This is a genomic window from Streptomyces sp. NPDC088725 (assembly GCF_044751305.1).
Classification (GTDB): domain Bacteria; phylum Actinomycetota; class Actinomycetes; order Streptomycetales; family Streptomycetaceae; genus Streptomyces.
Genome location: NZ_JBIVLO010000017.1, coordinates 1 through 15,582, shown reverse-complemented (window position 1 = coordinate 15,582; position 15,582 = coordinate 1). Strand labels below are relative to the sequence as shown.

11 protein-coding genes and 5 pseudogenes are annotated in these 15,582 nt (G+C 67.9%); 11 read left to right on the top strand and 5 right to left on the bottom strand.

Annotation, left to right across the window (positions count from 1 at the left end; all coding sequences use genetic code 11):
* Positions 1-234 precede the first annotated feature (234 nt).
* The gene (locus ACIP6N_RS29100; RefSeq protein WP_401820577.1) at positions 235-1,068 is read left to right on the top strand and encodes an aldo/keto reductase; all 834 of its coding nucleotides are present in this window, start codon (positions 235-237) and stop codon (positions 1,066-1,068) included.
* Between the two features lie 127 nt (positions 1,069-1,195).
* The gene (locus ACIP6N_RS29095; RefSeq protein WP_401820574.1) at positions 1,196-2,314 is read left to right on the top strand and encodes a DUF475 domain-containing protein; all 1,119 of its coding nucleotides are present in this window, start codon (positions 1,196-1,198) and stop codon (positions 2,312-2,314) included.
* Here ACIP6N_RS29095 and ACIP6N_RS29090 read toward each other — a convergent pair.
* Positions 2,311-3,003 carry a GntR family transcriptional regulator gene (locus tag ACIP6N_RS29090; protein ID WP_401820571.1) on the bottom strand — a complete coding sequence of 231 codons (693 nt, stop codon included), beginning with the start codon at positions 3,001-3,003 and terminating at the stop codon, positions 2,311-2,313. The genes ACIP6N_RS29095 and ACIP6N_RS29090 overlap by 4 nt on opposite strands.
* A 143-nt stretch (positions 3,004-3,146) precedes the next feature.
* Here ACIP6N_RS29090 and ACIP6N_RS29085 point away from each other — a divergent pair, with 143 nt between their 5' ends.
* From ACIP6N_RS29085 to ACIP6N_RS29060, 6 genes and pseudogenes are all read left to right on the top strand, one after another.
* On the top strand, positions 3,147-4,616 hold the full coding sequence (locus ACIP6N_RS29085) for an NCS1 family nucleobase:cation symporter-1 (protein ID WP_401820568.1): 1,470 nt from the start codon (positions 3,147-3,149) through the stop codon (positions 4,614-4,616).
* A 5-nt stretch (positions 4,617-4,621) separates the two neighbouring features.
* Positions 4,622-5,335 (top strand): aspartate/glutamate racemase family protein, encoded by a 714-nt coding sequence (locus ACIP6N_RS29080; RefSeq protein ID WP_401820566.1) that lies wholly within the window; start codon positions 4,622-4,624, stop codon positions 5,333-5,335.
* 271 nt (positions 5,336-5,606) lie between these two features.
* The gene (locus tag ACIP6N_RS29075; protein ID WP_401820563.1) at positions 5,607-7,085 is read left to right on the top strand and encodes an MFS transporter; all 1,479 of its coding nucleotides are present in this window, start codon (positions 5,607-5,609) and stop codon (positions 7,083-7,085) included.
* Between the two features lie 113 nt (positions 7,086-7,198).
* Positions 7,199-8,114 (top strand): annotated as a pseudogene (locus ACIP6N_RS29070) (DUF6891 domain-containing protein).
* Between the two features lie 63 nt (positions 8,115-8,177).
* A pseudogene (locus ACIP6N_RS29065) lies at positions 8,178-8,362 on the top strand (aminoglycoside phosphotransferase); the annotation flags it as partial.
* 639 nt (positions 8,363-9,001) lie between these two features.
* Entirely contained in the window at positions 9,002-9,802 is an 801-nt protein-coding gene (locus tag ACIP6N_RS29060; RefSeq protein WP_401820561.1) for an NPP1 family protein, read from the top strand.
* Positions 9,803-10,307: 505 nt separating this feature from the next.
* Here ACIP6N_RS29060 and ACIP6N_RS29055 read toward each other — a convergent pair.
* Positions 10,308-10,431: pseudogene (locus tag ACIP6N_RS29055) on the bottom strand (IS5/IS1182 family transposase); the annotation flags it as partial.
* A 262-nt stretch (positions 10,432-10,693) separates the two neighbouring features.
* Between ACIP6N_RS29055 and ACIP6N_RS29050 the strand changes: the two are divergent.
* Entirely contained in the window at positions 10,694-11,359 is a 666-nt protein-coding gene (locus ACIP6N_RS29050) for a hypothetical protein (RefSeq protein WP_401820559.1), read from the top strand.
* A gap of 207 nt (positions 11,360-11,566) precedes the next feature.
* Here ACIP6N_RS29050 and ACIP6N_RS29045 read toward each other — a convergent pair whose 3' ends face one another.
* The 3 genes and pseudogenes from ACIP6N_RS29045 to ACIP6N_RS29035 form a co-directional block, all read right to left on the bottom strand.
* Complete coding sequence (locus ACIP6N_RS29045) at positions 11,567-11,776, bottom strand: hypothetical protein (RefSeq protein ID WP_401820656.1); 210 nt, start codon at positions 11,774-11,776, stop codon at positions 11,567-11,569.
* Positions 11,777-11,809: 33 nt separating this feature from the next.
* A pseudogene (locus tag ACIP6N_RS29040) lies at positions 11,810-11,974 on the bottom strand (hypothetical protein); the annotation flags it as partial.
* Positions 11,967-12,260, bottom strand: a pseudogene (locus ACIP6N_RS29035) (DUF1062 domain-containing protein); the annotation flags it as partial. The pseudogenes ACIP6N_RS29040 and ACIP6N_RS29035, both read right to left, overlap by 8 nt.
* A 529-nt stretch (positions 12,261-12,789) precedes the next feature.
* Here ACIP6N_RS29035 and ACIP6N_RS29030 point away from each other — a divergent pair.
* Both ACIP6N_RS29030 and ACIP6N_RS29025 read left to right on the top strand, forming a co-directional pair.
* Positions 12,790-13,590, top strand: a complete 801-nt coding sequence (locus ACIP6N_RS29030; RefSeq protein ID WP_401820558.1) for a maleylpyruvate isomerase family mycothiol-dependent enzyme — start codon at positions 12,790-12,792, stop codon at positions 13,588-13,590.
* Between the two features lie 837 nt (positions 13,591-14,427).
* Positions 14,428-14,886, top strand: coding sequence for a DUF6924 domain-containing protein (locus tag ACIP6N_RS29025; protein ID WP_401820556.1), 459 nt, complete (start codon positions 14,428-14,430; stop codon positions 14,884-14,886).
* The last annotated feature ends 696 nt before the right edge of the window (positions 14,887-15,582 follow it).

The window sequence follows — 15,582 nt, the reverse complement described above, 5'->3', positions numbered from 1 at the left end:
GACAGGGGCCTCCGCGATGAGCGGAGGCCCACCGGGCAGCGGGCGGACAACAGTGCCGGGCCTCGCCGTCGCGGCGCGCCTCACCCACCACCCGGTCCACCGGCTCAGGCGGACACGACCGGGTCGGGCGATGCCTTCACACCATTCGTACGTTTTCAGACGCAGAAGAAGGGGAGGCGATCTTCAGAGCGGAAATCGACAGTCCCCACCGCGGGGACATGGGAGGAACAGAGCATGTCCGCAGTTCCCAGCATCACCCTCAACAACGGCGTCGAGATCCCGCAGCTCGGATTCGGCACCTTCCAGATCCCCCCGGAGGAGACCAGGGACGCCACCCTGGCCGCCCTGGAGACCGGATACCGGCACATCGACACCGCGCAGCTGTACCGCAACGAGAAGGAAGTGGGCCAGGCGGTCCGCGACTCCGGCATCGACCGGAGCGAGATCTTCGTGACGAGCAAGCTCGGTAACGGAGCGCACGCACCCGACGACGCGCTGCGCGCGTTCGACCAGACCATGGACGCCCTGGGCCTCGACTACGTGGACCTCTACCTCATCCACTGGCCGCTGCCCGCCGTCGGGGACTTCACGGAGACCTGGCAGGCGATGGAGGAGATGTACCGGTCGGGCCGCGCCAAGGCGATCGGCGTCTCCAACTTCCAGCAGAATCATCTGCGCCGGATCTTCGACAGCGGCGTGGTCGTTCCCGCCGTCAACCAGATCGAGGTGCACCCCTACCTCACCCAGGACGAACTGCGCGCCTTCGACACCGAGCACGGCATCGCCACGGAGGCGTGGTCGCCGATCGCGCAGGGCAAGGTACTCTCCGACCCCGCCATCACCGGCATCGCCGAACGGCTCGGGCGGACACCCGCCCAGGTCACGCTGCGCTGGCACATCCAGCGCGGTGACATCGTCTTCCCGAAGTCGGTCACCCGCGAGCGTGTCACGGAGAACTTCGCGCTCTTCGACTTCGAACTGAGCGAGGGAGACATGGCCGAGATCACGGCGCTGAACAGGAACGAGCGTACGGGCCCGGACCCGGACGTGTTCAACCCCACCCCCTGAGCGGGTGCGGTGAGCGGCGAGCGGTGATTCGCCGGGCGGCCGGGCCCGGCGATCGCCTACGGTGTGCGAAATCTCCGTAGCCCCGCGCAGCACTCCGCGGACGCCGTGACAGAAGGCTGGACAGCCCGTGATTCTGAAGACCTTCCGCTGGGCGTTCGTGGTCACCGTGCTCGGGCTCGCCGCCGGCATCCTCTACGACGGGTGGGCCGCCCTGGGGGTCGTCGCCATCCTGGCGGTCCTCGAGGTGTCGCTCTCCTTCGACAACGCGGTGATCAACGCCGGAATCCTGAAGAAGATGAGCGCCTTCTGGCAGAAGATCTTCCTCACGATCGGCGTGCTCATCGCGGTCTTCGGCATGCGCCTCGCCTTCCCCATCGTGATCGTCGCCGTCACAGCCAGGATCAGCCCCGTACAGGCGGTCCGGCTGGCGGTCGACGACAAGGACCGCTACCAGCAGCTGGTGACGGACGCGCACCCGTCGATCGCCGCGTTCGGTGGCATGTTCCTGCTGATGATCTTCCTCGGCTTCATCTTCGAGGAACGGGACATCACGTGGCAGACCTGGCTGGAGCGGCCGCTGGCCAAGCTGGGCAGGGTCGACATGCTCGCGGTCTGCGTCGCGCTGATCCTGCTGCTCATCGCCTCCGCGACCGTCGCGACGCACGCGCATCAGCACGGCGGCGCGCACGCGGACAAGTCCGCGACGGTCCTCACCGCCGGTGTGGCCGGGCTCATCACGTATCTGATCGTCGGAGGTCTCTCCGGCTTCTTCGAGAACCGCCTCGAAGAGGACGAAGAGCGCGAAGAGGAACGGACCGAGGAGCGACGGGCCGGGGAAGCCGCCGAGAAGCGCGGCAGCGCCGGCTCCGCCGCCGCCCTCACCGGCAGGGCCGCGTTCTTCATGTTCCTCTACCTGGAAGTCCTCGACGCGTCGTTCTCCTTCGACGGTGTGATCGGCGCCTTCGCCATCACCAACGACATCGTGCTGATGGCCCTCGGTCTCGGGATCGGCGCCATATACGTCAGGTCACTCACCGTCTACCTGGTCCGCAAAGGGACGCTGGACGACTACGTCTACCTGGAGCACGGGGCGCACTACGCCATCGGCGCACTCGCCCTGATCCTGCTCATCACCATCCGGTACGAGATCAGTGAACTCATCACCGGCCTGATCGGGGTCGTGCTGATCGGCTGGTCGTTCTGGTCCTCGGTCCGCCGCAACACACGCCTGGCCGCTACGCCTTAGGGCGCCGCCCCGGCGGATCCCTGCGAACCCTGTCGCTCCGGCGCGCCCTCACCGAACAGCTTCCGGGCCGTGGCCCGGTGACTGGCCTTCACATGCGCGAGCGCGCTCGCCCGCGCCCGCTCGGGGACACCGGACGCGATGGCCTCGTACAGCTCCCGGTGCTCCGCCAGCAGTTGGGGCCACTGCTCGTTGTGGCGGGTGAGCAGGCGCAGCCGTCCGTCGACCGGTTCCATCACAGAGATGAGCAGGCTGTTCCCCGCCATGGCCAGAACACGCTCGTGGAAACGGGTGTTGATGTCCGTGATCCGCTCGGCGTCCAGGGCGCGGGTCGCGGACGCGGCGTGCTCCAGAAGCTCCGCGAGCGCGGCGAGACCGTCCGCGTCCGCGCGGCTCGCCGCCAGAGCGGCGGCGTGGACCTCCAGTGCCTCGCGGAGTTCGAAGAGTTCGTCGACATCGGTGGGAGTGAGCCGGCGCACCACGGAACGCCGGGGAGTCTCGAACAGGACGAACCTCTCGGCCACCAGCGCGCGGACGGCCTCGCGGACGGGAACGCGCGAGACGCCGAAGCGGTCGGCGAGTTCGCGTTCGACGAGCCGGTCGCCGGGGCGCAGCCGTCCGGCGATGATGTCGCGGCGCAGCGCGGTCAGTACCCGCTCGCGCACGGCTCCCAGGGGCTCGGCGGTGGTCATACGTCCCATACTCCCCGACTCACGCGGTGTTTTACGGAGCCGTAACCGCCGGGACATGCCCGGCGGCGGTCATCGCCGGGAGCATGACAATGCGTTTGGTATACCAAATTCACTGTCCATCGTCCCCTCCACCAGGAGGCCCCGTGTCCCTCGCCGACCGTGCCGCAGCCACCGGCAGCACCGCCTTCGTTCCCGACCCCCGCCTCACCAACGAAGACCTGGCCCCCGCATCCGCACGCACCTGGAAGGTCTTCGACCTCTTCGCGCTGTGGATGTCCGACGTCCACAACCTCGGCAACTACACCTTTGCCGCAGGGCTGCTGGTGCTCGGCATGAACGTCTGGCAGGTCTTCACCTCGCTGCTGGCCGGATTCGTCCTCATCTACCTCGGCATGAACCTGATGGGCCGTATCGGCCAGCGGCACGGCGTCCCGTTCCCCGTCGTCAGCCGCATCAGCTTCGGCGTCTGGGGCGCCAACATCCCGGCCCTGATCCGCGCCGTGATCGCCATCATGTGGTACGGCATCCAGACGTACCTGGCCTCGGTCGCGGTGAACGTGATGCTGCTCGCGGCGATACCGGAACTCGACTCCTGGACGGAACACTCCTTCCTCGGGCTCGACGCGCTCGGCTGGACCTCCTTCCTCACCCTCTGGGTCCTCCAGGCGCTGATCATCGGCCGCGGCATGGAATCGGTCCGCAAGTTCCAGGACTTCTGCGGCCCGGCGATCTGGCTCGTGATGATCGCGCTCGCCGTGTGGGTCCTCGCCAAGGCCGGCTGGACGATCTCTCTCACGTCCACCCCGAACCCGGTCTCCACCGGCAAACAGGTGAGCCAGTGGTTCGGCGCGATCGGCCTGATTCTGGCGACCTACGGGACGCTCATGCTGAACTTCTGCGACTTCTCGCGCTTCGCCCCCGACCAGCGCACCGTCAGGCGCGGCAACTTCTGGGGCCTGCCGGTCAACTCGACCGCTTTCGTCATCCTCTCCGTCATCGTGACGGCCGGGTCCATCGAGGTCTTCGGCGAGGCGATCACCGACCCCGCCCTGCTGGTCGCGAAGGTCGGCAACACCTGGGTCCTGGTGCTGGGCGCGCTGACCTTCGCCATCGCCACGATGGGCGTCAACATCGTCGCGAACTTCGTCTCGCCCGCCTACGACCTCGCCAACGTCTGGCCGCAGAAGATCACCTTCAAGGTCGGCGGAATGATCAGTACGGTCGCCGCCCTGCTGGTCACCCCCTGGAACCTCTACTCCAACCCCGACGTCGTCAACTACTTCCTCGGCGGCCTCGGCGCCTTCCTCGGCCCGCTGTTCGGTGTGATCATGATCGACTACTACTGGGTCAAGCGCGGTCGCGTCGACGTCGAAGCGCTCTTCGACGGGAGTGAAGACGCGCGTTACTACTACCGCAAGGGAGTCAACCCCAAGGCGCTCTGGACCTTCCTGCCGTCCGCCGGACTCGCCGCCGTGCTCGCGCTCGTCCCGTACTTCGGCGACGTGGCCGCGTACTCCTGGTTCATCGGCACGGCCGTCGCCGCCGTCCTCTACGCGGCGCTGAACCGGACGGAACGTACCCGCGCCCTCACCCCCGCCCCCTCGGAGGCCTGAACCCCATGCGGATCGTCGTCACCAACTGCAACACCACCCGGGCGATGACCGACGAGATCGTACGCGGCGCCCGGGCCGCGGCGGGCCCGGGCACGACCATCACCGGACTCACCCCCGCCTGGGGACCCGAGTCCGCGGAGGGCTGGCTCGACAGCTACCTGTCCGCCGCGGCGGTCCTCGACACACTGCGCCGATACGAGGAGCCGTACGACGCCGTGGTCATGGCCGGGTTCGGCGAGCACGGACGCGAAGGCGCCCGCGAACTCCTCGGCGTCCCCGTCGTCGACATCACGGAGGCCGCCGCCCACCTGGCCTGCCTCCTCGGACGGCGCTACGGCGTCGTCACCACCCTGGACCGGACCCGCGGCCAGATCGAGGACAGCCTGCACACGGCAGGCATCGCCCAGCACTGCGCCGCCGTCGAGGGCACCGGCCTCGGCGTCCTCGACCTCACCGACGAACACCGCACCACCGAGGCGTTCCTGGCCGCCGCCGAACGAGCCGTACGCGCGGGAGCCGAGGTGCTGGTCCTCGGCTGCGCCGGCATGACCGGTCTCCAGCGCACCCTGGGGGACCGGCTGGGCATGCCCGTCGTCGACGGCGTGGCCGCCGCCGTCAAACTCGCCGAGTCCCTCGTCGCGCTGGACCTCACCACGAGCCGTACGGGAAGCTACGCCACACCGCTCCCCAAACGCCGTACGTGGCCGCCCCTCCCCTGATGTGCCGCAGCGACCGCCGGCTCTTCGGCGTCCTGCCGTCGCGGATCGAGCCCAGGATCGCCCGGGCGACCGACACCCCGGAAACCACCCGTATCCGCAACCGCGTGCGCCGCTGAGCCGGGCGTGTCAGCGGTGTGCGCGCCGTGCCGGACCGTAGGCTGAGCGGCGGCCCGGCACAGTGCGGGTGTCCACAACCAGGACCTCAAAGACGTCGGTTCTGGACGCGCGACCGGGTGCTCCGCCTTCCCCCACGACGATCCCGGAGACGACCATGCGGTCCAGTCCTGCGCGCCTCTTCACCAGGGTTCCGCTTGCCGGAAACTACGCGGCCGCCGTGATTCTGGCCCTGCTGGCGCTCTGCCCGTACCTGGTGCTCACCACAGCCCTGTCCCTCATGGGGCCCGTCCTCATGAGGGAACTCGACGCGAGCCGTTTCGAGTTACAGCTGACCGGCGGACTGTCCAACGCCTGTTACGCGTTCGGGGCGGTGGCGTCGGCGGACCTGGTCCAGCGGGCGCCCCGGCGCACGCTCTACCTCATCTGCGAAGGCGGCTTCGTGGTGAGCGGGGTGCTGACGCTGAGTGCCCCGGGGATCGGCCTGTTCATGGCGGGCGTCATCCTTCAGGGGCTGTTCACCGGAATGCTGCTGGTCGTGGCCCTGCCGCCGCTGATCACCGGACACGGCATCGACCGGCTGCCGACCACCGCCGCGGTCATCAGCCTGGGGCTGTTCGGGATGGTGACGCTCGGCCCGCTGGTGGGCGGACTGGTCGGCAGTTTCAACGGCTGGCGGGAACTCTTCGCCGGACTCGCCGTGCTCGCGGCGACCGGGCTGACCGTCGGTGCCCTCACCTTCGAGAGCAACGAGCCTCCCGGCCGGGGTACGGCCTTCGACTGGTTCGCGATTCCGCTCGCCCTCGGTGCCACCGTGCTGCCGTTCTTCGGTGTGTCGTGGCTGACCCGTGGCGACTTCACCGACGCCGCGTTCCTCGTACCGGTCATCGTCGGAATCCTCCTCGGTGTGGTTCTGGTGGTGAGCCAGTACCGCAAGACCCACCCGCTGATGCCGGTACGGCCGATCAGCAACACACTGCCGGTCACCGGAACGGCCAACGCGATGCTCACCGGCGCCGCCTTCACCACCCTGCTCGAACTGTCCGAGGTCTACCTCCTGCGGATCCCGCACTACGCGCCCGTACGCGTGGGCCTGCTCGTCACGCCCCAGATTGTCGGTGTGTTTGTCGCGGCCGTGGTGTTCCGGAAGCTCGTGGCCACACAGTGGGTGCCGTACCTGGCATTGTCTGGCCTCGTCAGCGTCGCCGTGGGCGGCGCCGTACTGCTGTCCGCGACCGCGTCCAACGCCTCCGCGATCGTCCCCGTCGCCGCGCTGTTCCTGGGATTCGGCGCCGGCGCGGGTGTGGCGCCAGGACTCTTCCTGGCCGGCTTCTCGGTCCCCGTCTGGCAGATCGGCGCGACCTTCGCTCTGGTCGAACTGCTGCGTTCCGAGGCGGCGTTCCTCATCGGACCCGTTCTTCTGCGCATCGCGATGACACCGCAAAGCCTGGTGCACGGATTCCACCTGGCCGTGGTGATCACCCTGGGAGTGACCGTCCTCGGCGGGCTTTTCCTCGTCGGCCTCTTCGTTCTGGGTGGTGCCCGGCCGGAGCCCCCGGACCTCGACACCTGGATCGCGGGCGAGGGAACGGGCTATCACTCCCCGGCGCTGGCCGCCAGGATCCGCGACGTCTGACGGCCGTGGTTCTTCCGCTGCCGCGCCCGGTCGTACACACTGCCGGATCCCCGGAGGGCCGGATCCCGGCTCCCCGGAGGGCCGTTGTCAGTGGCGTGTGCCAGAGTCTGCGCATGCTCGAGATCGTGGTGGAGACGGAGAACGCGGAACGGCATGTCAGTGTCCGCCCAGGAGCTGGCCGGCCTGGTCCGGCGAATCGGCGGTGCCGGTGACCGGTTCCTGGTGGCCCAGCGCATACCCGACCTGCCCGACATCTTCGCCCAGGTCTGGCACGAGGCCGGCGAGAACTACACGCTGGAGCACCGTGACGGCTCCGCCGGCCGGCACTTCCAGGCGATGGTCGACGGCTCCGAGGGCGTGATCGCGGCGATGACCGGCTGAGCCCGCCGGAAGCCCGGTTGGGACACGGGACTGGACTGGTCGCCGCTGGACACCGGACCCGCTCGCGAGGTGCCGCCGCTCGACCTGGACGAAGACGAGCGTGAGGAGTTGGTGAAGCACGTCCGCGAGGTGCTGCTCGGCGGCTACGCCTCCCGTGCTGAACTGGCCGAGGCCGCCGAGGAATTCCTGGTCACCGCGGACCACCGCCCCGTGTCCCGAGAGCAGACACAGGCACTGGCGGACCGGATGTGGCTGGAGCGCGTCGCGGAACAGGCCGACTGGCAGGGCGAGACGGACCCCGAGCGGCTCACCCGCGCGTTCACCATCCTTCAGGAAGCCGGCATCACCGCCTGCGAGCACTTCACCTGCTGCCGCGCCTGCGGCCGGTCCGAGATAGGCGGCGCGGGCGGCCCCGACGCCCGCGGCTTCGTCTTTTTCCATTCCCGGTCCACGTACTCCGCCGCAGCCGGAGACGGACTGACTCTGCTCTACGGAGGCTTCGACGGTTCGTCCGAGACCACCGCGGCCATCGGCCAGGAGGTCACGGCCGCACTGGAGGCGGCCGGCCTCCACACGGACGGCAACGCCGACCCCAGCCGGGCCATCACCGTCACGCCCCTGAAGTGGCTCCGCCGCCTGGTCGGTTAGGCGACTGAGCCGGGGTCTCGGCAGTGTGCCGTCGATGGTTGAACGGGGACGGGCCGTTTCAAGATGGACGGGACTCTGGTGCGGCCCCTGGTGCGTGAGCAGCAGCATCCGGATCCCGCAGGATGGGCACTGCGCGAGGCGGCGGGCGGTTGGCTGGCGGTCGGGCCCGTCAAGTGTGGCGACTCGGGGAGGAGTTGGCTGTACGCATGCCGCGTACTGAGCGCGCACCGTCCCTCCTGCGCGCTGAGCGCCCAGCGGATGTCGGTGAGGTTCGGCGGCATGCCCTTCCATCTGATCGGGGCGGTGACCGAGCTGGTTGTCCCGGGCTTTGGGCGCCGGCGCTTCTGTCTGAGTCTCGCCGGCTGGGTGAAGGGCTCTCTGGAACTTTGTCCTCTGGGCGTGGCAGGGGATGCTGCCTGGCCGGTGTCGTGGGTGTGGGATGTGTGCCTGACACCCGCGCCGTGTGGTGGCGGTGATGGTGTGTGTGCCGAAGCATCGTTTACTGGGCGGCTCGTGCCGCCTGTCGATGGGCTTTCCCGGCCGGCAGGCGGGCCCGGGGGCGAGGGTCTCCCATGCCTGGGCGGGAGTGTCCGGTCCGCGGGCCTGTCGTGCGGCTCCGCGAACTTCCCTCCGTCGTACGAGGGTTGGGCCCCGGGCGGCGCAGGAGGCGGGTCCCCCGGCTGCGCGGAAAAAAGAGCCTGTCGTGAAGCCTTTGTTTCTCAATGCTCTTGAAAGTTTGTCCTGTGCACTACAGATTGCTCATCTGTGGGACAGAGGGATCGCGTCGTATGGGAGCAAGGGTGATCTTGCTGTGATGCGACGCGCAGCGGACGGTTACCGAGTTCTTCGAGAGGGCGGAAAAATTGAGAAACCTGTCATCATCCGGAGTGCGTCAGTCGGCTCCCGGACACCTGAAGCGGAAGGCGTCCCGGTTCGGGGTGCTCTTCGGTGCCACCGTCCTTGCGGTCACGCTTCCCTCGGCGGTGGCGCGGGCGGACAACCTGCCGAATCTGCCCCAGAACGCGGGGGGTTACGAGACGTCGTTCTCGCCCGCGTACGACTATGACGGCGACGGCTGTTACCCCGTCGCTGCCATTGCTTCCGACGGGACGCTGAATCCCGGTCTGAACACCACGGGTGACGTCAACGGCAACTGCCGTGACCAGTCGGACCTCGACCGGACGCAGACCTACGCCCGCTCGGCATGCAACAACGGATGGTGTGCCGTCGTGTATGCCAGCTACTTCGAGAAGGACCAGGCGGTGGCCGGCAGCGGTCTGGGCGGACACCGTCACGACTTCGAGCACGTCATCTCCTGGATCGACCAGGCGTCCAACCAGGTGGAGTACGTGACGACCACGCAGCACTCCGGCCAGAAGACGTACGCGCGTTCCGAGGTACTGTTCGACGGTTCACACCCCAAGGTCGTCTACCACAAGGACGGTCTGGGCACGCACTTCTTCCGCCTCGCCAACAACAACGACGAGCCTCCGGAGAACCACTACCACGACTGGCGTCAGCCTCCCATCGTGGACTGGAACGGCTGGCCCAGCATCGAGCTGCGGGACCGGTTGATGAACGCGGACTTCGGGTCGGCGACCATCAAGACCACGGACAAGGACGACCGCTTCCGGAATCTCCTCAACGCCTCCAAGCCCGCCGGGATCCCGTTCGACCCGTGGAACTGACATCGGGGGGTCGTGGTACCTCCGCGCGTGCTCGGCGACCCCGGCGGGCAGCGGTCGCGGAGTGACGGCCTGAGCCGTCACTGACCGGACCTTGCCCGCTGCCGCGCATGTCACCTGGACGCCGTGGTACCCGAACCGAACTCGGTTCGGGTACCACGGCGTTGCGCTGTCCGGCGACGGGCCCGGGGGCCCGGTATGCGGGTACGATGCGCCGGTTTCGTGTCGGCGGCTGGTGTCAGTGACGTTTTCTCAACGGCCTTTATTCCAGGCACCGTTGAGGAAGCTGGCAGCGCCGGCGATGCCAGCCGCTTCGGCGGCCTCATCCGCGCGAGGTTCGCGGGGGACTCCTTCGCGAATCCGGCTTGCCGCGAAGAGCGAGGCAGCCTCGTACCGGCGCGTTCATCGCTCATTACTTCTTTGAGGCGTATCTCGGTCACACTTCCGGAGGGTTCGCAGCGGTGTGACGGGGAGGCGTTCGATGCTGCTGGCACCGTTTCCTCAGCCAGCGGCGGATGCGTGAGGCGAGGTGATCACAGGCCTGGTTGACGATGCCGAACTGCCGCCCAGCGGGCCATGTACCTCAAGACCGTACGCCAGGGCGGGATATCGACGGGCAGGGCCCGCCACTTTCAGCCGGTGGTCCATGACACAGCGGCGGTGGCTCATGGCAACAGCGTCCCCCGGCCCCCGCCGGGTCGATGGGTCAGTCTGAGGCGATGAGGCTGAAGGCGGATTCGATGGAGTTGTGCTGGGCGACGATGTGACGCACCCACATGCCGTTCGGATGGGCGGCGGCGTGCGGGGCGACGGTGCCGTTGATGAACCGGCGGAACGGGTCAGCCTCTGGCTGACACCTTCCGCTCGGGTTTCTGGTCCAACTTCCGTGGAGCGGTGACGCTCAGTGTTGCTGAACAGTTCTGTGCATGGTGTGCCACCACGACCGATGGTGGTGTCGGTGGGCGGGACCCCCTGGAGCCGCCCGGACTGGCCCAACGCGGGCGGTCGCGGTTGTGGATTGATGATCACGGGTGGTGGCTCGGGGTTGTGGAGTTCACCCCGCCGCGGACGGTCGGCAGCGGTCTGTACGTCGGTGCGATGTGGCTGTGGCACGACGTGGATCACCTGGCCTTCCACGTGGACGCACTCCGCACCGGCCCCGAGCTGTTCCGCACCGAGGACCAGCTCACACCGCTGGCACTCGACCTCGGCCGACAGGCGGCTGCGAACGTGACCGCGCTGAGGGAGAAGTTCCCGGATCTGCCGAACGTCGCCCTGTACCTGACCTCCAGGCCGGTGCGGCGGGGATTCCTCTGGGCCAGCTTCGACGCCGGGATCGCAGCCGCCCTCATTGGGGACCCTGACATGGCCCGCGATCACTTCAAGCGAGTCCTACGAGAGGACGCGTTGGCGCCTTGGATAGTCGAAGCCCAGGAGAGGACTCGTGAGCTTCACGCGATCGCGGCAGATCACGGCGCCGTGACCGCCTGGGTCATGCGGGCCGTCGATCCACGCCGAAGCAAGCTGGGCCTCGATCCCTTGGCGCTTGCGATCAGCTGAGCGGACAGCGAGTGCCAGAGCTGCGATCAGGCAAGACCTGCGACAGCGAATCTTGAGCGGGTGTTGCCGTTCCGATCCTGTGGGGTGTTGGTCGAACGGGAGTCTCGATCGGGTGACTGTGGCTGGTGCCGCACGGAGCAGGGCCTCCTGGCGGCTCGAAGGTTGTCTACGCCAACAGGCTGTCCAGAAGGCCCTGCTGCCCCGCTCTTACGCTCCCGCCGCCGATCGCGACACGTGCTGCGGCGTGCCGTGCAACCCGACGCGGCTCAGGTCGGTACGCACGTCGGTCGGAGCACCAAGGAGCTTCGAGTGCTTCGCGGCATCGACGGAACCGAGATCGTGGATGGTGAGCTCGAAGTCACGATGCACCTTGGCGTCCAGGGCCAGCGGCAGGTGAATACGCCCGTCCCCGACCATGCGTCGTACCCCACTGCGGCTGAGACCGAGCCCGAGCATGAGCAGTCGTTCGACCCTGACCGGCGCGGGCAGCTCGAAGCCGACCAGGACCTTGAGCGGTGCACGGATTGTCGAGTGCGCAGAGGGGCGTGCAGGTCTCCACCCCCCACGTACCGGTCCAGTCGAGGCGGTATCCGCTCTTCGCGGCCAGCGACGCACTCATCGTCAGCTCCCGTACCACGGCTGGGTCATTGTTCTCGTACGCCACCAGGCGAGCGGGCTCCAGCGACGAGACGTGGACGCGCTCGTGGACGGGCACCTTCGAGGTCCGGTCGCACCCTGCACAGCTCAGGAGAAGCCAGACATCGAGGAGTTTGCCGCTCGCGTTGACACGGATCTTGCCCGAGGGACGATGCCGGCTGCCGGAGCAGCCCGGGCAGAGGCGTACGACGGTGGGCAGCGCGGACTCACGCACGGCCCACAGGGCCTTGCGGTCAGTATTCATGGATGTGGTTGCTTTCAGGACTGACCAGGAGCTCTCGCAGGCGAGGCTGCGGCTCCTGGGATATGACGGATGCACACGAGGGCGCGAGTCATCGCCTCGGGGCCGAGTCGTCAGGCTCCGGGTCAACCGCGCGACAGGTTGGCTTTGCTACGTGGCAGCCGTTACAGGTCCATGCAGGCGATCATGAGCGAGGCCGCGGCCCGCGAACAACTCGTTTTCCGCGGGCCGCCCGCCGACAGGCCGTGGCAGCGCCTCGGCCTCGTTGCAGGCAAGGCCTGGATGGCTTGGCCTGCCGCGAACTGGCCTTTGCCGCGCCTGGGGGTTGTCTCAGAGATCAGTGGGTGTTGTCGTTCCGATGTCGAGGGGTGTTGGTCGAACGGGAATCCCCGATCGGGCGACTTCGACCGATGCTGCGCACGAGAACAGGGCACCGCGCCATCCGAGGGTGCGCGGCCCGTGCCGCGCACCCGCCGCGTCGGCTGTGAAAATCCGCGTGCGGTCGCCTGGAGCACGGTGATAGACATCCGGTGTGCGAAACACTCTGGGCTTCCCTGACCTGCTGCGACTCATCGACGAACGGTCGGCCGCCTTCCGCGCCGCGGTCGCCGCCGCTCCCAGCCTCGATGTGCAGGTGCCGACCTGCCCCGGATGGACACTGTTCGATCTGGTGAAGCACCTGGGTGGGGGAGACCGTTTCTGGGCCGCCATCGTCGGCGCGGGGCCTGCCGACGCTCCCCCGGCCGAGGCCACCGCTGCGCGCGCCGCTCTGGAAGTGCCGCGGGAGCGTGAGGCCCTGCTGGCCTGGCTGGCCGCGTCGACGCAGCTTCTGCTGAGCGCCCTGCGCGAGGCAGGACCGGAGAGCGGTAGCTGGACGTGGTGGCCTGCGTCGCAGTCACCGCAAACCTCCGGCGGTATCGCCCGGCACCGGGCCCAGGAAACCGCGGTGCACACGTGCGACGCCCAGCTCACCGGGGGCGCCCCGCAGCCGCTGCCGGTCGAGGTGGCACTCGACGGTGTGGAGGAGTTCCTGTTCACCGTCTGCGCAACGCCGAGTGCCTGGCCGCACAAGCCCACGGCCTTCGACTTCCACGCCGCCGAGGGCCGCTCCTGGCGCCTCACGGTCGACGGCGACGGCGCACGCTCCACCCGCCTTCCCGCGCACACTGCCGCGACCGGCGAGGACTCGGACGCAGCTGGCGCCTCCATCCGTGGCACGGCCAGTGAGTTGGTCCTCTACTTGTACGACCGTATCCCGGCCGCCTCCTTGCACGTTGACGGAGACGCAGGGCTGCTCGACCTCCTCCGCGCCTGGGAGCCGGAGGAGAAGTAGGACGTAGCGGGGGCGGTTGGCCGCGCCTCGAGCCGGTAGGAGACGACTCTTCGCCAGGTTCGTCAGTCGCGGCACCGGGCTCAAACCCGCGAGGCGGCCTCGGGGCGTCACCAAGCCGACCGTCTACCTGGTCAGAGCTCGAACTCACGACCTCCACACGATCAGAGACGAGTACATCGACAGCCGGGCAACCGCCGCCCGGCTCGCTCTCCGTATCCAGCGAGCCTCACCCCGATCTCTGGCTGGCGGGGGCTTGCGTTTATTCATCGGCCGCCTGGCTTTCACCAATCGCCTCGAAGCCCGCTTCCTGTGGAACTGCCTTTGCGGGTTCCGTGATCGAACGAACACTATCGGTTGGAAGCGCTTGGCCGACGCTTGACCGGCCGGAGCGCGGGCTCCCTATAGGACGTTCTGGGGAGGAAGCCCTGCCCTGAGTGCGATGGGATGCTTCCCTTTTCCTCGGTCATTGGCCGTCGGTTGCTGCGCTGCTCCCAGCGCTGTCGCCGGGCCGCCTTCCGCAAGCGCCATCCGAAGGGCCCACAAACGTCCCAGCGATGGCGACGGTGGGTCACCTTCACCTGCGAAAGGTGTCAGACCCGCTTTCAACGGCTCCGCCGAATCCGATGGTGCTCGGACACCTGCCGGGACACGGTACTGGCCGAGGACCGGGGGCGGCGCTGCGGGATCTGCGGAACACCGCTGGTCAATGCCCCGCGCGGGCGCACCTGGCAGTGGTGCTCGGCTGCCTGCCGCCAGAGGGCATACCGAGAACGCCCTCCCGTGCAGGCCGACAACCCCTCCGAACGAGAGCAGGACCCAGTGAAGGTGTTGCCTCCCGTGACCAGCCGCAATGAGTTCAGCGCACTCATCATCAGGACCGACTACAGGGATCAGCACGCATGGCAGGCTGTGGTGACGGCGCTGGAACAACCCTGGGGAACAGGGGAGTTCGAGGCACTGGTCCACATCGTCGACGATCCGGTCTGGGCCGAAGCCACGGTCGACGAGGTGCTGGCTGTCGTCTGCTTCGACGACAACCTGAGCGTCGCCTTTCTCGCAGACGAGCTCACTCAACAGGCAGAGCCACACGCGCTTCCGGCCCTCACCACGGTCAGCCGGGAGGAGTGCGAGGACGCCGAGGAATGCGAAGAGCTGACCGAGTTCGGCCGGTGGTTCCGCACTGAACCCGCGGGAGTCCACGACATTCACGCGAACCTGAGTGTCGCCAACCTAGGCTTCGAGGAGTACGCCGCAGCCGCACAGGAAGATCCCACCAGGATCTTCCGCTCATTCTGACGCCGACCACGCAACTGCAGATCATCCCGGGGCCAACTACAGGTGAAACGCGACGTCCTCGCACATATGTTCGGCCAACAGGCAGCGGCCTGCCCGCCAGTTCAAGCCGCCCTGTTGGCGGGAGGTCACTTTGTGATCGGGGAGGGCTCTGCCCCTGCCCGGCACCCTGCTGCCACATATCGGCGGCGACTTCGACTGTCTGAGCGACGCGGTCAGGAGACCCTCGCCCTCGACAAGACCGTCGGGATCCTCGAAGCGGCCGGAGACCTCCCGATCGATTCAGCTCAGCCGAATCCAAGACCCCGAGGGCCCCTGGGTCTTCATTCTGTTCCTTACTCCCGCATCCGAGACGGTCCTGGCCTGCACGGCAGTGCGACGACCGGACCGAGAGCCTCAATCTCCGGCCTGACTCGGACGGGCCGGCACAGGCATCCCGATGCAAGCAGGCCGGTGGTCAAACTTCGATGGCAAACGGTGAAACTTCGTTGTCACAGGACACCCGGGAAGCGCAGACCGCTCCAGCGGCCGCACCACGCGGGACGGCCTCACGACCCGCTCTCACGTGCCCTGTGCTCGAAAAGTTAAGCTATACCGCATCTGGTATGCGTTATTCGCATTTTATTGGGGTAGGGTGTGTTTGTGTTGATGGGTACTGAGGAGACGTTGCGGGTGACGGTGGCTGCGATTGTGCATCGT